This window comes from Rhizobium sp. NLR22b, from assembly GCF_019685295.1.
GTDB lineage: Bacteria > Pseudomonadota > Alphaproteobacteria > Rhizobiales > Rhizobiaceae > Rhizobium.
The window spans coordinates 212,172-233,920 of sequence record NZ_JABDWM010000005.1 but is presented as its reverse complement, the minus strand read 5'-3'; the positions used below and the strand labels follow the sequence as shown (position 1 = coordinate 233,920).

At 62.0% G+C, this 21,749-nt stretch carries 20 protein-coding genes; 8 read left to right on the top strand and 12 right to left on the bottom strand.

Features of this window, described 5'->3' with window-relative positions; all coding sequences use genetic code 11:
• Nucleotides 1-16: 16 nt before the first annotated feature.
• The 3 genes from HJC00_RS10995 to HJC00_RS10985 all read left to right on the top strand — a co-directional run bounded on the left by HJC00_RS10995 (nucleotide 17) and on the right by HJC00_RS10985 (nucleotide 1,685).
• A complete protein-coding gene (locus tag HJC00_RS10995) occupies nucleotides 17-856 on the top strand; it encodes a DUF4432 family protein (RefSeq protein WP_221122651.1) in 840 nt (279 codons plus the stop codon).
• A 72-nt stretch (nucleotides 857-928) separates the two neighbouring features.
• Nucleotides 929-1,267: a TIGR01244 family sulfur transferase gene (locus tag HJC00_RS10990; protein WP_221153416.1), complete on the top strand. Its 339-nt coding sequence runs from the start codon at nucleotides 929-931 to the stop codon at nucleotides 1,265-1,267.
• A 73-nt stretch (nucleotides 1,268-1,340) separates the two neighbouring features.
• Nucleotides 1,341-1,685: a RidA family protein gene (locus HJC00_RS10985; protein WP_097593761.1), complete on the top strand. Its 345-nt coding sequence runs from the start codon at nucleotides 1,341-1,343 to the stop codon at nucleotides 1,683-1,685.
• Between the two features lie 40 nt (nucleotides 1,686-1,725).
• On the opposite strand, the gene HJC00_RS10980 is transcribed toward HJC00_RS10985, so the two are convergent.
• The 4 genes from HJC00_RS10980 to HJC00_RS10965 are packed head-to-tail and all read right to left on the bottom strand — an operon-like array spanning nucleotide 1,726 to nucleotide 6,521.
• Nucleotides 1,726-3,384, bottom strand: coding sequence for a thiamine pyrophosphate-binding protein (locus HJC00_RS10980; protein ID WP_221122652.1), 1,659 nt, complete (start codon nucleotides 3,382-3,384; stop codon nucleotides 1,726-1,728).
• 13 nt (nucleotides 3,385-3,397) lie between these two features.
• A complete protein-coding gene (locus HJC00_RS10975; protein WP_221122653.1) occupies nucleotides 3,398-4,600 on the bottom strand; it encodes a CaiB/BaiF CoA-transferase family protein in 1,203 nt (400 codons plus the stop codon).
• A 17-nt stretch (nucleotides 4,601-4,617) separates the two neighbouring features.
• On the bottom strand, nucleotides 4,618-5,574 hold the full coding sequence (locus tag HJC00_RS10970) for a DMT family transporter (RefSeq protein ID WP_221122654.1): 957 nt from the start codon (nucleotides 5,572-5,574) through the stop codon (nucleotides 4,618-4,620).
• A gap of 17 nt (nucleotides 5,575-5,591) precedes the next feature.
• Nucleotides 5,592-6,521 (bottom strand): alpha/beta fold hydrolase, encoded by a 930-nt coding sequence (locus tag HJC00_RS10965; RefSeq protein WP_221145586.1) that lies wholly within the window; start codon nucleotides 6,519-6,521, stop codon nucleotides 5,592-5,594.
• A gap of 257 nt (nucleotides 6,522-6,778) precedes the next feature.
• Between HJC00_RS10965 and HJC00_RS10960 the strand changes: the two genes are divergently transcribed.
• The 4 genes from HJC00_RS10960 (at nucleotide 6,779) to metF (ending at nucleotide 11,359) form a co-directional block, all read left to right on the top strand.
• Nucleotides 6,779-7,519 (top strand): ribonuclease T2 family protein, encoded by a 741-nt coding sequence (locus tag HJC00_RS10960; protein WP_221164010.1) that lies wholly within the window; start codon nucleotides 6,779-6,781, stop codon nucleotides 7,517-7,519.
• Between the two features lie 97 nt (nucleotides 7,520-7,616).
• Nucleotides 7,617-9,266 (top strand): energy-dependent translational throttle protein EttA, encoded by a 1,650-nt coding sequence (gene ettA, locus HJC00_RS10955; protein ID WP_210630592.1) that lies wholly within the window; start codon nucleotides 7,617-7,619, stop codon nucleotides 9,264-9,266.
• A gap of 163 nt (nucleotides 9,267-9,429) precedes the next feature.
• Nucleotides 9,430-10,455, top strand: coding sequence for a metalloregulator ArsR/SmtB family transcription factor (locus HJC00_RS10950; protein WP_210630593.1), 1,026 nt, complete (start codon nucleotides 9,430-9,432; stop codon nucleotides 10,453-10,455).
• 1 nt (nucleotide 10,456) lies between these two features.
• Nucleotides 10,457-11,359 carry a methylenetetrahydrofolate reductase [NAD(P)H] gene (gene metF / locus HJC00_RS10945; protein ID WP_210630594.1) on the top strand — a complete coding sequence of 301 codons (903 nt, stop codon included), beginning with the start codon at nucleotides 10,457-10,459 and terminating at the stop codon, nucleotides 11,357-11,359.
• Nucleotides 11,360-11,818: 459 nt separating this feature from the next.
• Here the strand turns inward: metF and HJC00_RS10940 are convergent, their stop codons facing one another.
• The 5 genes from HJC00_RS10940 to HJC00_RS10920 all read right to left on the bottom strand — a co-directional run bounded on the left by HJC00_RS10940 (nucleotide 11,819) and on the right by HJC00_RS10920 (nucleotide 16,995).
• Nucleotides 11,819-12,724 (bottom strand): DMT family transporter, encoded by a 906-nt coding sequence (locus HJC00_RS10940; RefSeq protein WP_221145582.1) that lies wholly within the window; start codon nucleotides 12,722-12,724, stop codon nucleotides 11,819-11,821.
• Between the two features lie 128 nt (nucleotides 12,725-12,852).
• Entirely contained in the window at nucleotides 12,853-14,073 is a 1,221-nt protein-coding gene (locus HJC00_RS10935) for a lytic murein transglycosylase (RefSeq protein ID WP_210630596.1), read from the bottom strand.
• 81 nt (nucleotides 14,074-14,154) lie between these two features.
• Nucleotides 14,155-14,952, bottom strand: a complete 798-nt coding sequence (locus HJC00_RS10930) for a GH25 family lysozyme (protein WP_210630597.1) — start codon at nucleotides 14,950-14,952, stop codon at nucleotides 14,155-14,157.
• 127 nt (nucleotides 14,953-15,079) lie between these two features.
• The gene (locus HJC00_RS10925; RefSeq protein WP_210630598.1) at nucleotides 15,080-15,754 is read right to left on the bottom strand and encodes a class I SAM-dependent methyltransferase; all 675 of its coding nucleotides are present in this window, start codon (nucleotides 15,752-15,754) and stop codon (nucleotides 15,080-15,082) included.
• Nucleotides 15,751-16,995, bottom strand: coding sequence for a DUF3419 family protein (locus HJC00_RS10920; protein WP_221164009.1), 1,245 nt, complete (start codon nucleotides 16,993-16,995; stop codon nucleotides 15,751-15,753). Before HJC00_RS10920 ends, HJC00_RS10925 begins: the two co-directional genes overlap by 4 nt.
• Nucleotides 16,996-17,190: 195 nt before the next feature.
• On the opposite strand from HJC00_RS10920, the gene HJC00_RS10915 reads away from it, so the two are divergent.
• Nucleotides 17,191-18,615, top strand: a complete 1,425-nt coding sequence (locus HJC00_RS10915) for a serine hydrolase (protein ID WP_221145578.1) — start codon at nucleotides 17,191-17,193, stop codon at nucleotides 18,613-18,615.
• A 46-nt stretch (nucleotides 18,616-18,661) separates the two neighbouring features.
• On the opposite strand, the gene HJC00_RS10910 is transcribed toward HJC00_RS10915, so the two are convergent.
• From HJC00_RS10910 to HJC00_RS10900, 3 genes are all read right to left on the bottom strand, one after another.
• A complete protein-coding gene (locus HJC00_RS10910) occupies nucleotides 18,662-19,603 on the bottom strand; it encodes a lytic transglycosylase domain-containing protein (RefSeq protein ID WP_221145576.1) in 942 nt (313 codons plus the stop codon).
• A 143-nt stretch (nucleotides 19,604-19,746) separates the two neighbouring features.
• Nucleotides 19,747-20,382 carry a LysE family translocator gene (locus HJC00_RS10905; protein WP_210630602.1) on the bottom strand — a complete coding sequence of 212 codons (636 nt, stop codon included), beginning with the start codon at nucleotides 20,380-20,382 and terminating at the stop codon, nucleotides 19,747-19,749.
• A gap of 58 nt (nucleotides 20,383-20,440) precedes the next feature.
• A complete protein-coding gene (locus HJC00_RS10900) occupies nucleotides 20,441-21,652 on the bottom strand; it encodes a pyrophosphate--fructose-6-phosphate 1-phosphotransferase (RefSeq protein WP_210630603.1) in 1,212 nt (403 codons plus the stop codon).
• Between the last annotated feature and the right edge of the window lie 97 nt (nucleotides 21,653-21,749).

Genomic DNA, 21,749 nt, shown 5'->3' with positions numbered 1-21,749 from the left:
CCTTGAGGAGACCGAGATGATCGAATTTGCCGCTGCAAGCGGGCCGCGCCTGATGCTGGATGAAACATCGGTGCTCGATATCGGCGGATGCATTGTCGACGGCGTCGATATTGCGCCAAAGCGTGCCATTCCGGACGATGGCGATCCGCGAATCGATCACTCGCTCGAAGGTTTCCTCTTCACCTGCGGCCCGGACCATATCCGCCATCGCCAGCCGATCGCCGGCCGTGCCGACGGCAAGGTCTATCCGCTGCACGGATCGGCCTCCGGCCACGCCGCCAAGATCCTGTGGACGAAACACGAGAATGGCAATGCCGAATGCCGCGCCGATATCGACATTACCACGGTCGAGGGACTGCCGCAGCGCATCGAGCGGCTGTGGCGGATCGACGGCGCGAACGGCGAGGTGCGGCTCGAAGACCGGGTTATCAATACCAGCGATCAGGCGGTGCCGACCTTCCTGATGTACCATATGAATGTCGGCGGCAAATGGCTGGACGACGGCACGCGGCTCGAAGGCCGGATGCTGGAGAATGGCGGCTTCCCCTGGACATTCGGCGAGGAGCCCGGCGGCATCTTCTGTGTGCCGGCGACGGCGACGGAGGAGGGCTCGGCGGAAGTCCGGCTCGGGCCGATCGCCGCAATTGGCGGCAGGACGCTCAACGTGCGCTTCCGCGCCGATACGCTGCCTTATCTGCAGGTTTGGCGGAACCAGAAGGCGCCCGCTCATATTATCGGCATCGAGCCGGTGTCGCATCGCTGGGTATTGCGCGACGAGCTTCATGCGGCCGGTGAATTCAACATGCTCGCCCCGGGCGAAAGCCGCAGCTATGCGCTGACCTTTGCCTTCCTGTGAGTGAAGTGTTGTTGACGCTTGCGGGCCTCCCGTCGTAGACCTTCAGCCCACGATCTTTGAGGAGACAAGACGATGGATATTCGCCAGATCGACGATGAATATTCGGTTTCGGGACAGATCACGCTTGAGGACCTCGATGAGATCAAGGCGTTGGGCTTCAAATCGATCGTCTGCCATCGCCCCGACCATGAAAGCCACGACCAGGCGTCGTTTTCCGTCATCGAGGCGCGTGCCAAAGAGCTCGGACTCGACATCGCTCATGTGCCGGTTGGACCGATGGGCGTGACCGAAGAGGCAGTGCAGGGCATGGTCGACGCGCTCGACGAATTCCCGCGGCCAATGCTTGGCTATTGCCGCTCGGGCGCGCGCTCGACGGCGATCTATCAGAAAACTCAGCATATCCGCAATTAACCGCCCTTTCCGGGCTCCTACTTCCGGCGTTGAACCTCAGCGCCGGCACCTTTCATTGATGCAGGAGACGATAATGAGCATTAAGCGTATCGACGTCGGCGCGCGCATGAGCGGCGCCGTCATTCACGGCAACACGGTCTACCTCGCAGGCCAGGTGGGTGAGGGCGAAAGCGTCACCGATCAGTGCAAGTCTGCGCTCGCCGAAGTCGACCGTCTGCTGGCGGCCGCCGGCAGCAACAAGTCGAAGATCCTGCAGACCCTCGTCTATCTTTCCGACATCGCTTATTTCGGCGAGATGAACGCAGCCTGGGAAGCCTGGATCGATCCGGCCAATCCGCCGGCACGCGCCACCAGCGAAGCCAAGCTCGCCGCGCCGAAATACAAGGTCGAGTTCATCGTTACGGCTGCGCTCGACTAAGTTCGCCGCAGTTCCGTCTCTCAAAGCCGGTGGGGCGCCCTTACCGGCTTTTTGTTTGCGCGATTTCCGAAAGCGTTCTGGTCGGTGTGATCGCTTCCGGATCGAGCTTCACCTCGATGATCGCCGGTTTGCCGCTTCTTCGCGCGCGCTCGAAAGCCGGGGCGAATTCCTCCGTGCTTTCCACCGTCTCGCCGTGGCCGCCATAGGCGCGGGCAAGGGCCGCGAAGTCGGGGTTGGTGAGATCGGTGCTGCTGACGCGGCCGGGATATTCGCGCTCCTGATGCATGCGGATCGTGCCGTACATGCCGTTGTTGACGACGATTGCGATGATCGGCAGACCGTAGCGGATGGCGGTGGCGAATTCCTGGCCATGCATCAGGAAACAGCCGTCGCCGGCAAAACAGATGACCTCACGCTCGGGAAAAAGCCGCTTGGCGGCCACCGCGGCGGGCAACCCGTAACCCATCGAGCCGGAGGTGGGCGCGGCCTGGGTGTTGAAGCGGCGGAAACGATGGAAGCGATGCAGCCAGGTGGCATAGTTGCCGGCGCCGTTGGTGAAGATTGCGTCCTGCCTGGTATTCGCCTCCAGCCACTCCATGATCGGTCCCATATGGACAGCGCCAGGACCTATCGCTGGCGGCTTCGACCAGGCGAGATAGGCTTGGTGCATGCGCTCCGTGCGCTCCGCCCAGTGCGGCTCGGTCGGCGCTTTCAGATCGGTAAGTGCAGCGACGAAATCGGCCGGTGCCGCGCAGATCGCCAGATCCGGGCGATAGATACGGCCGAGTTCGGACGCATCGGGATAGACGTGGACCAGCGATTGCTGGGGGTAGGGGATGTCGATCAGCGTGTAGGACGACGAGGGCATTTCCGACATGCGGGCGCCGAGCAGGATCACCAGGTCGCTCTCCTTGATCTCCTTGGCGAGCGCCGGATTGATGCCGATGCCGACATCGCCGGCATAGCAGGGATGAAGGTGATCGAACAGCATCTGCCGGCGGAAGGAGCAGCCGACCGGCAATTGGAAACGCTCGGCGAAGATTGCAAAATCGGCGACGGCATCGGCATCCCAGCGCGTGCCGCCGAGGATCACCACCGGTCGCTCAGCTTTGAGCAGACGCAGATAGAGATCGTCGATCTGGCTGGGGCCGGGATGCGCCTCGACGTTGGCATAACGCCTGGCGAGGGGCGCCTCGACCTCGTCGCGCAGCATGTCTTCCGGCAGCGTCAGCACCACGGGGCCGGGACGGCCGGAGGTTGCGATCGCAAAGGCGCGGGTGACGAATTCGGGAATTCGGGCGGCATCGTCGATTTCACCCACCCATTTGGCGAATTCGGTGAAGGCGCGGCGGAATTCGACCTCCTGGAAGGCCTCGCGCTCACGTGCATCACGCTGCACCTGGCCGATGAAGAGGATCATCGGGATCGAATCCTGCCTTGATATATGCAGGCCGGCGGAGGCGTTGGTGGCGCCGGGGCCGCGGGTCACCATGCAGATGCCGGGTTCGCCGGTGAGCCTGCCCCAGCAATCCGCCATCATCGCCGCCCCGCCTTCCTGCCGGCAGACGAGGACGTCGATATCGCTGTCACGCAAGGCGTCGAGCACGGCGAGGAAACTCTCGCCGGGCACGCAGGAGAGGCGTTTGACACCGTTCGCCTTCAGCGCCTCGACGATCAGTTCCCCGCCCGTTTGTTTCATAATGATACCTTCTTCATGACGATGTCTTCCTCTCAAGCTCGGCGAGTTCCGCCAGAATTTCTTCCCTGTGTTCGCCGAGACGCGGGCTCGGCCTGACGTAGCGCAATGGTGTTTCCGACAGCCCCACCGGCGTCCTGACCCCGGGGATGACGGTGCCGGCGGCATCGGCAAGGTCGATGCGCAGACCGCGAGCCTTCACTTGCGGGTCGGCGAACATTTCCTCGATCGTGTTGATCGCGCCCGATGGAACCGCGTTCTGCTCGCAGGCCTTCAGGAGATCCGCCTTCTGCCATTTCAGCGTCTCGGTGGAGATCAGGCGGCGCACCTCGCCGCGGTTGGCGACGCGGGCCTTGTTGGTGGAGAAACGCTCGTCATCCGCGATCGTCTCCAGGCCGAGGATGGCAGAGAGGCGGCGGAACTGGCCGTCATTGCCGACGGCCAGGATGAGATAACCGTCGGCCGTCGGTACGACCTCATAGGGCGAGATGTTCGGATGGGCGTTGCCGAGGCGGGTCGGTGCGGCGCCGGAGATGAGGTAATTCATGTTCTGATTGGCGAGGACGGCCGATTGCACGTCGAGCAGGGCCATGTCGATCAACTGGCCTTGTCCGGTTTTCAGGGCATGGATCAGGGCGGCCTCGATCGCCGAGACGGCATAGATGCCGGTGAAGATGTCGGCGATCGCCACGCCCGCCTTCATCGGTTGGCCGTCCGGCTCGCCTGTTATCGACATGAAGCCGGACATGCCCTGGACGATGTAATCGTAGCCGGCGAGGCCGGCATAGGGGCCGGTCTGGCCGAAGCCGGTGATCGAGCAATAGACGAGCCTCGGGTTCTGCTTGCGCAGGCTGTCGTAATCGAGCCCGTATTTGACGAGGCCTCCGACCTTGAAATTCTCGATCACTACATCGGCTGTGGCTGTGAGGCGACGAACGAGATCCTGGCCCTCAGAGCTCTTGAGGTCGGCGGTGATTGAGCGCTTGCCGCGATTGGCGGCGTGGTAATAGGCGGCCGAGAGATTTTCGCCGTCGGCACCTTCGACGAAGGGCGGTCCCCATTGGCGGGTGTCGTCGCCACCGTCGGGATTTTCCACCTTGATGACGTCGGCGCCGAGATCGGCAAGCATCTGGCCCGCCCAGGGGCCGGCGAGCACGCGGGCAAGCTCGATCACCCGGATGCCGGCAAGCGGCGGCATGTTCGTCGCGGTCTCGGTCATGTTCCTCCCGTCGGTGTCTACGGCGCCAGCGTCACCTCAGATGTATCGGATACCGGCTTTGAAGCAAAGCGGCGCTCGCGCCAGAGGATGTAGAAGCCCGACGCCATAATGATCGTGATGCCGAGCCATTTGATCGCATCCGGAAAATCGCCGAAAACAAGCCAGGCGAAGATCGTTGCCGAAACGATCTCGAAATATTGCAGCGGCGCCAGCGTCGACGCCGGTGCCGCACGAAAGGCATAGACGCCGAGGATGCCGGCGATCGCGGCCATGGCGCCGACGCCGGCCACGTAGAACCAGGCGCTGCCTGCAGGCATGACGGGATCGAAGAGATCGGAGCCGCTTCCTTCGCCGACAAAAAGCAGGAAAGCGCAGAAGAGCAAGCCCCAGATGCCCATCTGGAACTGCATCGACCAGGGGTCCTCCCGGTGCGAGAGGACGCGGGTCATCAACACGAAGATCGCAATGCAGAGCGCGCTGACGACAGGCAGGAGCGCGATGGAGCCGACCTCCTCGAAACTGGGCTGGATGATCAGCATCGCCCCGAAGAAGCCGACGCCGCAGGCGGTATAGCGCCGCCAGCCGATCGTCTCCTTGAGGATAATGCCGCCGAGGATCGTCACGATGATCGGCTCGATAAAGAAGATCGCGATCGCGTCGGCGACCGCCATATATTTCAGCGTGGTGACGAAAGAGATCATCGAGACGGTGATGACGAAGCCGCGGATGGCGTGGAACAGGCTCTGGCGCCACGAGAAATCGGTAAAGCTGCGTCGCCATAGCACGATCGGCAGCATGCAGAGCGCCTGCACGAGGAAGCGGCCGGCGGTGATCTCGGCGGAGGGGACGGTGACGACGGCAAGCTTGGCGAAGATGTCGATGAGCGGCGAGAACATCACCGAAAGAAACATCAGCGCAAGCCCCGTCGTCACTTCGGAGGCGGACGAAGCGGGCCGGGCGGAGGTGCTGCTCATGATGGGATCTCTCTGGCTCAGGATCTTGCGAGTGCCTCGTCGCACCAGTCCGCGAAGGCGGCGGTCGCCGCTTCGGCGTCGATCTCGTTCAGCGTTTCATGCCGCATATCCTGATATATCCGAGTGCTGATACGAGAGAAGCCTTGCGCTTTCAAATGGTTTGACAGCCAGAGGATGGCTTTTCCACGCCCCGTCGCCGGATCCTCGCCGCCGCCGACCAGATGGATCGGCATGTCGCGCGGCAGCCGGTCGAGATGGAGCTTCTGCGGTGCGCGAAACGTCAGTTCGAAGAGATCGAGCCAGAGCGAGACCGAAGCATCGAAGCCGCAGAGCGGATCGCCGATATATTTGTCGACTTCATCGGCATGGCGGGACAGCCAGTCGAACTCGGTGCGGCGGTCCGGGATCGATTTTCCCCAAGCTCCGAAGGTGAGCTTCGGCAAGAGGCCGCTCGGCACGTCGGAGCCCTTCAGCATCCGCTCGGCAAGCAAGATCGCCTGGGCGGCTCGGCCGGCAAGGCCGACGGCGAAATTCGAATTCCAGACGGCGACAGCGTCGAAGTCGCCCGGAGCGGTGACGGCGACATTGAGCGCCACGAGACCGCCCATCGAATGGCCGAAGAGGATCACCTTCAGGCCGGGATGGCGCGAGGCCGCATGGGCGCGCACGGCATGGACATCGCCGATCACCCGGTCGACGCCATCCCGGCCGGCGAAGCGGCCAATCGGCGCGTCGGGCGCCGTCGTCTCGCCGTGGCCGCGGTGATCATGGGCATAGACGTGGTAGCCGCGCGCCGCCATCGCCGCGGCAAAGCGGCCGTACCGCTTCGAATGCTCCGCCAGGCCGTGCGATATCAACAGGACGCCGCGCGCCGGGTGGGTAGCCTCGGCATGGTGATAGGCCAGAGACGCTTCCCCTATCGCGAGTCTTTGCGTATCAGAAAACATCCGGATCCTCCCCGCCCCAGCAGAGCAGATCGCTACTGCATAATTCCTTAAAGCGGAATCGATTTAAGCGAATATGCTGCAACTATAAGTGCGACACGGTGCTCGCGTAACTCTAAGACAGTGAGGTCCCCGCAATAGTCAGCTGTTTCCGGCGACGCGCAGTCGATAACAAATTTCGGCACGGCTGCGATTCAGGGTTGCTGCCGTTTACTCTTTGTGCTTATCTGTTCCTGCATTGTTCTTCTTTGGGGGTTGAAATGAGCAGCATGCAGTTGCGTACCTTTACGTTCGCCTTGTCGATGATCCTTGCCGGCGCTGCCGTGGCGCAGGAGGCCGATGGCCGTACCCTTTTCATTCTTGCTGCGAGCTGGCAGCCCGCCTTCTGCCAGACGAACCAGAAGAAGCCCGAATGCGCCAGCCAGACCGGCGAGCGCCATGACGCGACGAATTTCTCGCTGCACGGCCTGTGGCCGATGCGGCAGGATTATTGCGGCGTCAGTGAGGACCAGAAGGCTGCCGACAAGGACGGCAAATGGGATACATTGCCCGCGGTTGCGCTTTCGGCCGAGACGCAGGCGTCGCTTGCAAAGGCAATGCCCGGCACCCAGTCCGGCCTTGAACGGCACGAATGGATAAAGCATGGCACCTGCACGAAAATGAGCGTTGAGGATTATTTCGGCGTCGGCGTCCATTTAGTGGATGCGCTCAATACATCGGCCGTGCGCGATCTCTTTGCCGCCAATATCGGCAAGGCGGTCAAGGCCGAGGCGATCAAGGCTGCTTTCGACAAGAGCTTCGGGCCGGGTGCGGGCGAGCGCGTCAAGATGAGCTGCCGGCGAGCCGGCAATGTCAGGGTGATCAGCGAGTTGACGATCGGCCTGTCTGCGGATGCGGGAACGGCATCGGCAAAAAGCGCGGGCCTTGCCGATCTGATCCAGGGAGCGGGAAAAACCACGTTCGGCTGTGACGAGGGCGTTGTCGATGCGGCGGGCTTCTGACCGGAATCCGGCGTAAACGGGTTTCGGCGTTGCTCACAGGCGCTGTTTCGCCTACATAGCGGCACGAAACGAAGTTTCCCGCCCGGAGCAGCGCAGCATGGCACGTCAATTCATCTATCATATGTCCGGCCTCAACAAGGCTTATGGCAACAAGAAGATCCTGGAGAACATCCACCTTTCCTTCTACCCGGATGCCAAGATCGGCATCCTCGGACCGAACGGCGCCGGTAAATCCACTGTGCTGCGCATCATCGCCGGCCAGGACAAGGAGTATACCGGCGAAGCCTGGCTCGCCGAGGGGGCCACGGTCGGCTATCTCGAGCAGGAGCCGAAACTCGACCCCACCAAGACGGTTTTCGAGAACGTCATGGAAGGTGTTGCCGCGAAGACGGCGATCGTCGATCGTTACAACGAATTGATGATGAACTACTCGGACGAGACCGCGGAAGAGGGGGCGAAGCTCCAGGACATCATCGACAGCCAGAACCTCTGGGATCTGGAAAGTCAGGTCGAGATGGCGATGGAAGCCCTGCGCTGCCCGCCGCGCGATGCCGATGTCACCAATCTTTCCGGTGGTGAGCGCCGCCGCGTCGCGCTCTGCCGTCTGCTGCTGTCGCAGCCGGATCTGCTGCTGCTCGACGAACCGACCAACCATCTGGATGCCGAAACCATCGCCTGGCTCGAAAAGCACCTGCGCGACTATCCCGGCGCCGTGATGATGATTACCCACGACCGCTACTTCCTGGACAACGTCACCGGCTGGATCCTCGAACTCGATCGCGGCCGCGGCATCCCTTATGAAGGCAACTACTCCGCCTATCTGCAGGCCAAGGCCAAGCGCATGCTGCAGGAAAACCGCGAAGAGGCATCACGCCAGAAGGCGATCAGCCGCGAGCAGGAATGGATTGCTTCCAGCCCGAAGGCTCGCCAGGCCAAGTCGAAGGCGCGTATCAAATCCTACGAGCAGTTGGTGGAGGCGGCCGAGAAGCAGCGTCCCGGCGACGCGCAGATCATCATCCCGGTGAGCGAGCGCCTCGGTCAGGTGGTCATCGAGATGGAGGGCATCACCAAGGGCTTCGACGGCCGCACGCTGGTCAACGACCTGTCGCTGAAGCTGCCGCCGGGGGGCATTGTCGGCATCATCGGTCCGAACGGCGCCGGAAAGACGACGCTGTTCAAGATGATCACCGGCCAGGAAACGCCGGATGGTGGTACGATCCGGATCGGCGAAACCGTGCACCTCAGCTATGTCGACCAGAGCCGCGATGCGCTCGATCCCAACAAGACCGTCTGGGAAGAAATCTCCGGCGGCGCCGAAGTGATCAAGCTCGGCAAGTTCGACATGAACTCCCGTGCTTATTGCGGCGCCTTCAACTTCAAGGGCGGCGATCAGCAGCAGAAGGTCGGCAGTCTCTCGGGCGGCCAGCGTAACCGCGTTCACCTCGCCAAGATGTTGAAATCCGGCGGCAACGTTCTGCTGCTCGACGAGCCGACCAACGACCTTGATACGGAAACGCTTGGCGCCCTTGAGAACGCGCTTGAGAATTTTGCCGGTTGCGCCATCGTCATCAGCCACGATCGCATGTTCCTCGACCGCCTGGCGACGCATATCCTGGCTTTTGAGGGCGAGGGCCATGTCGAATGGTTCGAAGGCAACTTCGAGGATTATGAGGAGGACAAGGTCCGTCGCCTCGGCCCGGATGCGCTCAATCCGGGCAGCCAGGCCCATAAGCGCCTGACACGCTGATCCCTGCTTCATTTCTGCTTCCGAAGCCCCGGTTCGACCGGGGCTTTTTCGTGTCAGACCCCGTCGCAATTTGCGCAGGCAATTTCGCGAACAGTGCGAATTGCCGCTTGCCACCGCTTTTCAAATCACATAAAGATATCTTTATATCTTGATTGGGCCAATGATGAGCGAACCTTTGAAGCTGGGACTGGATGGGCTGGTGGACGTCTTGAAGGCGGCCGGAGAACCCACGCGTCTGCGTCTTCTGGCGCTTCTCGACGGCGGCGACCTGACGGTGACCGATCTTACTGAAATCCTCGGCCAGTCGCAGCCGCGCATCTCCCGCCACCTGAAGCTGCTCGGCGAGGCCGAACTGATCGAACGCTATCAGGAAGGCGCCTGGGCCTATTTTCGCCTCAAGCAGGACGGCAAGGCGGCCATGCTGGTGCGGGCGCTGCTGAAACATGTCTCCGAGAACGACCCGACCATCCTTCGTGACGGCGAGCGTCTTTCGGCTGTCAAGCGCCAGCGGGCCGAGCGGGCGCAAGCCTATTTCAGCCGCAATGCCGCGGAATGGGACGAGCTTCGCCGCCTGCACGCGGCGGATGAGGAGGTCGACGCCGCCGTCATTCGGCTGCTCGGCAACCAGCCGATCGATTCGCTGCTGGATCTCGGCACCGGCACCGGCCGCATCCTCGAACTCCTGTCCGGACTTTACCGCCGTGCTGTCGGTGTCGACGCCAGTCGCGACATGCTGAGCGTGGCGCGCGCCAATCTCGACAAGTCCCGCATCACCAAGGCGACGGTGCGCCACGCCGATATCTTGAACCTTCCGTTCGAGGGGCAGGATTTCGACCTTGTGACGATCCATCAGGTGCTGCATTTCTTCGATCAGCCGGAGATTGCGATCGCGGAAGCGGCGCGCATGCTGCGGCCGGGCGGGCGGCTCGTGGTCATCGACCTCGCGCCGCACACGCTCGAATATCTCAGAGACGAACATGCCCATGTCCGTCTCGGCTTTTCGCACCAGGCGATGTCCGACTGGTTGCGCAAGGCCGGGCTCGACGTCGAGCAGGTCGTCGATCTTCATCCGGGTCAGCAGGGCGGGCAGGGGTTGACGGTCACCGTCTGGCTCGCGCGCGATCCGAGGCGCCTCATGGCTTCGCAAACGAGCGAAGGCGCCGAACCCACATTTGCCGGGAGAGTATGACATGGCTTTGAAAAGCGAAGGACGCGGGCGCAACTTCGGGATCTCCTTCGAATTTTTTCCGCCGAAATCGGAGGAAATGGAAGGGCAGCTCTGGGATACTGTCAGCAAGCTGCAGGATTGGGATCCGGATTTCGTGTCGGTGACCTACGGCGCCGGCGGCACCACCAAGGCGCCGACGCTGTCTGCTGTTACGCGTTTCCTGTCGCAGACGCCGCTTGCCACCGCCTCGCACCTGACCTGCGTTGGTGCGACGAAGGAGGAAACGCATCATATGATCGATACGTTTCGCAAGGTCGGCGTAAAGCATTTCGTGGCTTTGCGCGGTGATGCGCCCGGCGGCGTCGGCGCGCCCTATCAGCCGCATCCCGGCGGTTACGCCAATGCGGCAGAACTGGTGGCAGGCCTCAAGTCGGTCGGTGATTTCGAGATTTCGGTCTCCGCCTATCCGGAAAAGCACCCGGAAAGCCGTGATACGGCCGCCGATATCGACATGCTGAAGCGCAAGGCCGATAACGGCGCCGACCGGGCGCTGACGCAGTTCTTCTTCGACAATGACAATTTCGAGCGCTACCTGGAGCGGGTGCGCGCCGCCGGCATCTCGATCCCGATCGTGCCAGGTATCATGCCGATCCAGAACCTGACGCAGTTGAAGCGTTTCGCCGGCGCCTGTGGCGCGGTCATCCCTGGCTTCCTCGACGAGCGTTTCGCGGGCCTCGACGATAAGCCCGAGGACCGGGCGAAGGTCGCGGCCGAAGTTGCCGCCGAGCAGATCGAGGATCTCGTCCGGCGCGGCATCGGTGATTTCCATCTCTATACGATGAATCGCGCGCCGCTGGTTTCCGCGGTGCTTGACAATCTCGGCTTTGCCCGCCGAACGACAAAGAGCGCGGGAGCCGCCGCCTGATCCTTGCAGACGTTCAAAAGTGAAAAAGCGCATGTCGGGCGGGACATGCGCTTTTTCGTTGGCGGATTGATCAGGGGAGTTTAGGCACTATCAGCATTCCGCCTCCGTCATTCCGGCTCAAATGAAGAGCATGGATAAGACGAAAGCAAACGCTGCACTGACCAACAGAACATTCAAGGATTGCGTGAGTCCCATGTCTGTCTCCTCGCGTTAGCCGTCGGATATTATGTCTGAAATATGTCGGTTGGGAAGCGGATTTTATGCTGCGCTGCCGAAACGGCCAGTGGACAAGTCGAACATCATTTTCCTAAGGCCATGAGATAAAACGATAATTTCGAGAAAATTTTTCTTCACACATTTTAACACGGCGTTAAATCAGGCGACTGCGAATTTACCTATGCGCCCGAAACTTGGCGAAGCCGCAACTGGTTGAAAACATACGAAAAATGCAACCTGAGGTCAGGCGGGCTTGGCCAGCAGGCGATAGGCGCGCCCGTCGAGGATGACGAGGCCGAAACCGATCAACGCCATGCCGGCGAATTCGCTCAGGCTGAGCCTTTCGCGGAGGAAGAGCACGCCGAGAAGGATGGCGCTCGGCGGCACCAGCAGCGTGACGAGCGAGGCGTTGGTGGCGCCGGCGGTCGCGATGACCCTGAAATAGAGAATATAGGCGAAGGCGGTCGAAAGCAGCGCCAGCGCCAGGATGGCAAGCAGCACTTCGAGCGGCGGTATGGTCAGTGCCCAGGGTCGATCGGCCAGCAGCGACAATGGCAGAGCGATCAGTGAGGATGCGGTCAACTGGCCGGCGGCGGTGACCGCGGCAGGGACGCCCTTGAAACGTTTGCCGTAGGTGGCGGCAAAACCGTAGGAGACGGCGGCGAGCACCGGAAACAGCAGCGCCCAGAGCGGGGCTTCGCTGCCGGTGGAGATGCCGGGGCCGACCAGCACGATCGTCCCGAGGAGACCCACGAGGCAGCCTGCGATCTTGGCCGAGCTCAACTTCTCGTCCGAGGTGAGGTAATTGGCGATGAGCACCGTCCAGATCGGCGTCGTCGCGTTCAGGATCGCCGCAAGGCCGGCGCCGATGCGGGTCTGGCCGAAGAAGATCAGGGCATGCGGCAGGACATTGTTGATGACGCCGAGGATCAGGAACTCGCGCCAGCGGGCCTTGAAGATCGAATAGATGTCAAGACGCCCGGCAATATAGACATGCAGCGCGAGCGCGGCGAGCAACAGCCTGAGGAAGACGAGGGTCAGCGGTGGCACGTGCTGGACGGCGATGCGGGCAAAGAAAAAGGAGCCGCCCCAGATCAGGCCGAGCAGGACCAGCAGCCCCCAAGTCCAGGCATTCATCTTGCTGTCCATGCCGCTTCCTCCACCGCAAGCGAACCGTCCGCAACCGGCACCGGTTCTTCATCAGGAAGCTTTAGCCCAAGCGGCAAATGCCGCCACCCGTTTCTTGCAAAACGGGTGGCGGTAAACGTCAGCGGCGATCAGAGAGCGTTGAGAAGGGCAGGCGTCGCCCAGCCGTCGGCCGGTATCCCCAAGCGCTGCTGTTCCTTCTGGATCGCGATACGCGTGCCGGAACCGAGAATGCCGTCGATCTCTCCGACATCGTGGCCGAGCGACTGCAGCTTGGTCTGCAGCGTCTTCATCTGGTCGTTGGCAAGCCCTTGTTCCGGCGCGCCCTTGAGATAGGTCGGGGCGCCGGAAAGGCGGGTCGCGAAATAGGCGGCCGAGGTCGTGTAGATGAAAGACTTGTTCCATTCGAGATATATCTTGAAATTCGGGTAGGCGATGAAGGCCGGTCCCATGCGGCCCTGCGGCAGGACCAGATCGCCCTCGAGCTCACCGAAGGCCGTATTGCCGTCGCGCGGCTTGACGCCGAGCGCGAACCACTCGCTGGCCTTCATTGCGCCGCCAAGGCCGGATTTCTCCCAAGGCAGGTTGTCGGGCAGGGTGACTTCCTGCAGCCAGGGCTGACCGCGCTCGAAGCCGAGATGCTGGATGAATTTCGCTGCCGTCAGGATGGCGTCCGGGCCGCTCTGCTTCAGGCGGACATGGCCGTCGCCGTCGCCGTCCATGCCATAGGCGATGATGTCGCGCGGCAACATCTGGACCTGGCCGATCTCGCCGGCCCAGGCGCCGGTGTTGGTGGCGGGGTCAAGGTCGCCGTGCTCGACCATCTCGATCAAGGCGATCAGCTGCGGGCGGAAGAGTTCTGGGCGGCGGCAGTCGTGCGACAGCGTCACCAGAGCATTGCGGGTGTTGAAATCGCCCTGGACGGCGCCGAAATCGGTTTCCATCGCCCAGAATGCGGTGATGACGCCTTGGGGAATGCCGAATTCCTGCTCGGCCCGGGCAAAGACGTCGGCATATTGCTTCATCTTCTGGCGGCCGATGTCGAGACGGGCTTGGCTGACGGTGCGCTGCGAGAATTCTAGGAAGGTCTGCTTGAAGACGCCCTGGGCGCGATCCCGGCTCAGGACCTTGGGATCGATTTCGGCGCCGGCCAGCGCCTCGTCGGCGGCTGCGGCGCTGGCGCCTGCGGCGACCGCATCAGCCTTGACGCCCTGGAGAAAGGCAGACAGATCGCCGCCGCAGGGGGCTGCCGGAGCCGAGGCCGCGGGCGCCTGCTGGGCGGCCGCGCCGCCTGCAAAAGCGAGGGCAAACAGGAGGGCGAGTGCAGAGCGGCTTGTGAGCGAGCGGTGCATGAATGCGGTCCTTATAGCAAATGGATGCCCGTCGCTTTCACAGAGGAATGTGACGGAAGCAAGAAAGATTGAAAGACGTTACTAAGAATTTCTATCCTTGGAAACGGCCGCGACCCAATTGTTCCAGTTCTTTGCGCTGCCGGCAAAGACGTTGATGTCGGTCGGCCCCTTGATGCCGGGAATCACGCCGGTCGAGGTATATTGCCAGAAGGCCCAGCGGCGGTCGGAATAGGTCACCTCGGGATGTTTTGCCACCGAGCGGACCCAGAAATGATAATCCTGGAAGTAGCCGGCGAGATTATCGCGGTGGAAATCGACCGAGGTGTAGATAATCGGGCGCTTGCCATAATAGGCCTCCAGCCGGTCCATGAAACGCTGCATTTCGGAGCGCACGGTTTCCGCGTCGGGGCGGTAACGACAGGTCTTCGATTCGGCGTTCCATTCGACGTCGAGCACCGGCGGCAGGCGCATGGCCTCCTTCGGCACGTTGCGGATGAACCAGTCGGCCTGCTCATCGGCCGAGGAGCAGAAATAATAGAAATGGTAGGGGGCGTGCGGGATGCCGGCGGCGCGCGCCTCGCGCCAATATTCATCGAAGCGGGGGTCGACCCTGTCCTTGCCTTCCGTCGCCTTGATGAAGGCAAAGGCGACGCCGGAATTCCTCACCGTGCTCCAGTCGATATCGCCCTGCCATTTGGAGATGTCGATGCCGTGGATCGCATTCTGCTGCGGATGCTTGGGGCCGAAATCCTGCGGATCGGTATCCCGGAAGCGCGTCTTCGGCTTGATCGATGCGGTTTCGAGATAGTCGTGACCGGAGGAGGAACACCCCGCCAGCAGGATGGCCAGGGGCAGAACGCAAAACAAAAGCCGGCGCATGGGTATCCCGTCGTGAACCGAATGATCTCTTTGCTCCACAGCCTGACCTTCGAAAATGACTAGCCCAGCAGAGGAATAACCCTCTTTTCATCATATCAACGTAAAAAATCGGTTAGTTTCAAGCGAATTATGAGCGCCTGCTGATGATGGCCGCCCGCCAGGCGTAACCGCCGCCGACTGTTTCGAAGGATAAACGCGCATTGTGTTCCTGGGCCTGCGCTTCCAGGACCTCCCGCAGATCGGCGCGCGGAGTGACATGGAATCTCGCAAGCCAAGCCTGCAGCATGCGGCGGAACCAACGCGGCAGGCCTTCCTGCTGGCCGAAATCGACGATATGCAACTGGCCGCCGGGATTAAGTGCGGCGATCGACGCGTCGACGGCGCGTTCCCAGTCCGGGATCATCGACAGGGCATAGGAAATGAGGATGCGGTCGAAGCCGCTGACGCCGAATTCGCGCGGTGTAAACGCCGTCGCGTCGGCGACGCGGAATTCCGGGATGGTCGCCTTGGTGGCGAAGGTCTTGCGGGCCGAAATCAGCATTTCCTGGGAAATGTCGAGGCCGAACAGCTTTGCGCCTGGAAAATGCTTGTGCGCCAAGGCCATGTTGCGGCCGGTGCCGCAGCCGACTTCGAGCAGGGTGCCGCCGTCTGGCACGTCGAGATGGCGGATCGTGCTGTCGCGGCCGAGGAGGTAATATTTGCGGGTCAGGTCGTAGATATGGCGCTGGTAGCGGTACATGCCATCCATCAGGCTGGCATGTTGATCGCTCTTTCCTGCCGTCTCGGCGCCGATCTTACTCACGCCTTCTTCCCGTAAATGTGGAAACCGCCGTAGATCGCGGAGCGATCGAGCGCGGTCAGTTCTCGCGATTTCTCCTCGAGATAATCCCATTGGTCGCGGATCGAAGGAGACAGACGGCCTTCGATGATGCTCTTTTCGGCGGCGGTGCGGAAGATCACGCGCGCGCCTTCGCGCGCCGTGCGGGTGATTTCCCGCCAGACGTCGTTCAGTTGGTCGTCAGTCATCCAGTCCTGCGCGTCGAGCAGGATATAACGGTCGCGAGAGGCTGCCGGCTCGCAGGCCAGAAGTTCGGTGAAGCTTGCGTGGTGGACGTTGACGCGGTCGACATTGGCGCGGATCACCTCGTAGTGCTCCGCCTTTAGATAGGTCGGCAGCGGGCCCTCTTCTTCGGTGCCGTAGCGGCGGCCGAAGGCCTGCCAGGCGAAATAGTTGTCGCGCATCGGGAAATGACAGGCGAGCTTTTCCAGGCGATGCTTCAGCACCGGTGCGATCGAATGATCGGCGGCAAGGCTTGCGAGCTCGTCATATTGCTGCGGCGGAATGCCGAGGCCGAAGAGTGAGCTCTTGCGGCCGGTGATCCAGCGCACGACCGGCTTTTCGAACAGGGGGGCGATCTGTTCTTCGAAGAATTGGCGCTGTTCGCGGATCGAGCGGGTCTTGGTCATTTCGCGCAGCTTGACGCCATGCAGGCGGGCCAGAAGATGGGCTGCGCCGATGAAGCGGCCGAGCAGGCCTGTTTCGTAGATGTTGCGGTCGAAGACGGTGACGCGGCGGCGGCCGAACTTGCGGCCGTTCCAATAGCTGCGGGTCGCTTCATCGAGTTTGGCAGCGAGATGCTGGTCATAAGCGCGGCTGTTCGACTTCTCGTTCGGCATCGCCAGGAATCGGACGAGATCGGCGTGACCGGGAAGGTGCTTGAACGCAGCAAGCTTCAGGCGGTTCAGCGCGATGTGGTGCGGGTTGAGGTCGACGACGTCGATCGAGGCCGGCGCCTTGGAGAGATAGGCGAGCATGTTGCAGCCGCCGGAGCCGATGGTGACGATGCGATGATCGGGCTTCAGCTCCATCGCCTGCATGTCGAGGTCCGGATCCTCCCAGATCTGCGGATAGACGAGACCGGAGAAGAGAAGACTGAAGAGACGCTCGGAGAAGCCCTCCTTTGAAAAAGCCTTGTGGCGGAGAAGGGCGTCCTTGAGTTTCCGGTTCTTGCGGAAGCCGGCATCCGGTGCAAATTCTGACATGAGTCTGTCACCTTTTTAGCGTTCAGGGCGTGTAGCGCGCCACTGCTACAGTTTGATGACGCGGGCTGTGGGCCCGTGCCGTTCGAAAACATCGCCCCTCCTCGGAAAGTGATCGGGGTGACGGGATATTCTTGGCGCCGCGCCCTTCCAGGCAGGCGGAATTCCTGCTTCTCTCCGGGCATTCGGAGGAATGCCATGCGATTTGTCCTGCGTGTCCTGAAGGCGCTTGCGCTCCTTGTCGTTCTCATCGTCGTTGCCGGCGCCGTCTGGCTGCTCGTCCGGCCGCCGGAGCTTCTGCGCGTCGGCGACGGCTATGCCGCCAAGATCGTCTGCTCCAATGTCTTCGTTGCCGGCCGGAACGCCGAAGACGTGCTGGCGGATGACGTGCAGGCGCCGGGAAATCCGTTGCTGCGGCTCGTGCGCGTCAGCGTCGACCGCGACAACAACCGTGTGACCGCGCGCTTCCTGGGGCTGTTTGCTTCGAGCTACGCGCTTTACCGCGGCGCTTTCGGCTGCACGAGCGTGCCCGACGGCGATTTCGAGGCGGCGGCGAATGCCGTAGCTTTCGACGCGCCGGCAAGAATGGAGGCGAACGCGGCGCTGTGGCCGGAAGGCGAGGGTGTCGGCGGTCGGGACGAAAAGATCGCTGCGGTGCTTAACGACACAGGGATTGCCGGCCCGGCCATGCGAGGGATTGTGGTCGTGCGCGATGGCCGAATCGTCGCCGAAGCCTATGGTCCCGGATTCTCAGCGAAGACGCCGCTGATCGGCTGGTCGATGACGAAGACGGTGAATGCGGCCATCCTCGGCCGGCTGATGCTCGATGGTAAGATTTCCTTCGACGACAATCATCTGCTGGCGCAGTGGAAGGATGATGCGCGCGCCAAAATCAAAGTTTCCGACCTGCTCGGCATGGAGAGCGGTCTTGCCTTCAACGAGAATTATGGCGATGTCGCGGATGTGACGCGCATGCTCTATCTCGACCCCGACATGGTGTCGTTGCCGGCCAATGCGCCGATGGAGGCGGCGCCGGGTCAGCGCTTCCTCTATTCGAGCGGCACGGCGGTGCTCTTGTCGCGCATCTGGATGGACAGAGTCGGCAGGGCGCCGGCAGCCTTCTCCTACCCGCACGACGCGCTCTTCTCCCCACTCGGCATGACGAGTGCCGTCTTCGAACTCGACGCGCGTGGCACCTTTGTCGGAAGCTCCTATCTCTACGCGACGGCGCATGATTGGGCCCGCTTTGGGCAGTTCCTGCTGCAGGATGGCGTGTGGAACGGCCAGCGGCTGTTGCCGGAGGGTTTCGTCGGCGCCATGCGCACGCCGACGGCGGCGTCGAACGGCCGGTATACTCAAGGTCAGGCCTGGCTCGCGCCCGGTGGCTCAAGCGCCGCGTTCGGGCTGCCCGAGGATACGTTCTGGCTCACGGGGCATGACGGGCAGAGCATGGCGATCGTGCCTTCCGCCAATCTGATCGTCGTTAGGCTCGGCCTGACACCGGGCTGGCTCGGCTATCAACCGCAGACGCTTCTGAAGGCAGTCCTGGCGGCGTTGCCGCAAGCGCGAGCGCCGCAACAGCAGGCCGAATCACAGGGGCATCAGCCGCAACCGCAGCCGTAGGCTACGACCGCTGTTTCGATTGGTTTGTCTCGATAGCTGCCCGGTTTCAGTAATTACCCTGGGCGACATCATTCATGCCCTTGCGCTTGGCATCGTAGTAATAGCCGCGCGCATAGAGGCGGACGGCGTCGTCTTCCTTGTTGTCAGAGACGAGCCAGGCGCCACGCAGATATTTCGCGGCATATTTGATGTTGGTCTCGGCGTCGAAGAGGCCGCCCGGCGCACCGTCATAGCCCATGGATTTGGCGGTGTTGTATTTAATCTGCATGAGGCCGAAATAGCCGCGCTTGTTATAAGCCTTCGGATTGTAACGGCTCTCGCGATGGACGATGCGGTGGAGCAGCGTCTCGGGAATCTCGTAGATCTTCGAATATTTCTGGATGAGCTTGGTGACGAAGCTCTTCTCGACGGTCGGCGCATCGTCCCTGTCGTCGTCGCTGAACATCGGGGGAGCTGTCGGCGGATCGATCGGTCCGGATTCGTCGAAGCCGTAATCCATGGAGCGCGGCGTCGTGTCGACGGCGGCCAGTGCTGCAAGCGCGCTGTTCTGGGGGGTGGCGGCAAAGGCAAGCTGCGTCGCCGGCTGTGACGGCGTTCCCGGGCGCGGGGTCGGCACGACGGATTGGATCGCCGTCATCTCAGGCGTCAACGGGATCTGCGCATAGGCTGCCGGCTGTATGCCTGCCTGCATGGTAAGATCGACCGGCTGGGATGCGGCCACCGCCGGCATTGCCGTTGCGGTGAGCGACGGGCGTGGCTGGGGAAGCATGGCGCCTGCAATTGCCTGGCCGGTCGCGCCTTCTGCCGTCGGGATCGCGGCGAGTGTCGCGTCTTCGCCAGGCTTCGGCGTCGGCACCACTGTCTGAGCGGCTGTCAGTTCGGCCTGAGAGGTATATTCAACGCTCGTGCAGCCGGTGATCACGCCGCAGCAGAGCACCGTGGAAACGACAAGACTGCGTTTCAGGCCGGACAATCCGATCGCTACCATTCCGTCACTTTCGTGAAACCGCGCCGCCCCGGCAGCGTATAAAAGTTACTAAAAAATTTAAACCCGATGACCCCATTAACCTATTCGTTGCATTCCGGCAACCACGGAATATTTCTCAGCTGCAATAGCGCGATACCCGGATTTCAAGCCGCAATACGGCGATACCCAGCCGTTACGGCGCCTGCAGCGATCAGCAGGGTGCCGCCGGTCCGGTTCACGGCGCGCTGGACACTCGCCTTGCGAATCAGTCCGCGAGCGGAATGGGCGAGAAAAGCGTAGGCAGCGGCGTTGAGGATCGCCAGCACCAGGAAGGTCGCTTCCATGATCGCCATCTGCCCGAAGAAGGGCAGGGTCGGGTTGAGGAACTGCGGCACGAAGGCGACGAAGAAGACGATACTCTTCGGATTGAGGGCGGTGACGACATAGGCGTGGAGGAAGATCTTAAGCGACTTTTCCTCCGGCAGATTGTCGTTGTCGGCGACCGGCTCGCCAATCACGGGAGCCCGCCAGAGCTTGATTCCCAGCCAGATCAGGTAGGCGCCGCCGATCCACTTCAAAAGGGTGAAGAGGGCGGCGGAGGTGGCGAGCACTGCGCCGAGACCGAAGAGGGATGCGGTCATTGCGGTGAAGTCGCCAAGCGCCACGCCGCTCACCGTCGCAAAGGCCGTCCGGCGGCCATGGCCAAGCGCATAGGAAACGACGAGCAGTATCGTTGGTCCCGGTATGGCCAGCATGATGGCGGATGCGGCAGCAAAAGCGAGCCAGGCTTCAAGCGACATGGAATCTCCTCCTATTCCGTCGGGAATAAGCAAAGACACCATATTAACCGTCCGTCAATCATGCTTCTTTGTATTTCTGCCCTATATTGTCCATGACTTCTGCAAACCACGCCGTCGACAGGTCGAAAGCTTTGCCACCTTTGATGCGGGGAAATTCTATAGTGCGCAACTTACCGTTCTGCGCTTCGTCATGGCCGGTGACGCCGGACACCTTATTGAGCGCGCTTTCGACGGCGAGATCGACCATGCTCTGGATCAGCCTGAGGTCGTCGCCATTGGCCGGGGCCGAGCGAGCGAAATAGCCCGATTTCTGCACCAGCGAACGCTCGGCGTTCAGGAGGTTGGCGAACTGCTTCTGGAACCAGGCGCCGACATTGATCGTGTCGATCTTCACGTGGCCGAAAGCGTCACGCTTTACGGTCTCACCCGCAGCTTCACGCTCGGCGACGATAGCGTCGAGGCAGGCGCCTTCCGAGACGAAGACGGTGGCATGGCCGGTGCGGTCCATGATTTCCTTCAGGCGGGCGGCCTCGGCGTCGAGGTCGAAGGACATTTCGGGCAGATAGACGGCGTCGATGCTCTTCAGATGCGCGTCCATCAGCAGGCCGTCGACATACTGGTTGCGGCTGGTGCGCTGAAGATAGGAACGGGCGGTGGCTGCCGTCAGCCAGCCGCAATGGCGGCCCATCACTTCGTGGATGACGAGCGTGCGCGGCGCAGCCGTCTGCTCGTTGCTGACATTGTCGAAGAAATGCGCACCGACTTCGGCGGCCGTCCAGGCGCCGAGCGATTGGCGGATGGGCACGACATCGTTGTCGACCGTCTTCGGCAAGCCGACGACGGTCAGGTCATAGCCGTTGGCGGCGAGGTAGGCAGCAAGGTCGGCGGCCGTCGTATTGGTGTCGTCGCCCCCGATCGTGTGGAGAATGGTGATGCCGTCATCGGCAAGACGCTCGGCGGCGACCCTCAGCGGATTCTCGCCTTCCTTGACAAGGCCGCGCTTGACGCAGTCGGCGGCATTGGTGAGCTTGACGCGGCTATTGCCGATCGGTGAGCCGCCATAGCGGTGCAGCAGCGGCGCCTTTGCACGCATTTGACCGGTGATCTCGATGCGGTCACCGAGCAGCACGCCCTGATAGCCGGACTTATAAGCGACGATGTCGATTTCGGGGGCGATGTCGCTGTAGCGTTCAATGAGGCCGCCGACGGCAGAGGAAAGACAGGGCGCCAGGCCTCCAGCGGTCAGCATTGCGACTTTCTGTTTGGCCATGGATCCCTCCTGCGATGTTTCTGTGGGCAGCGTTAGCTAGCGCATGGATGCGGCAGGGAAAGGGCCCTGTAAAGTAAAGAATTTACGAAAAACGCGG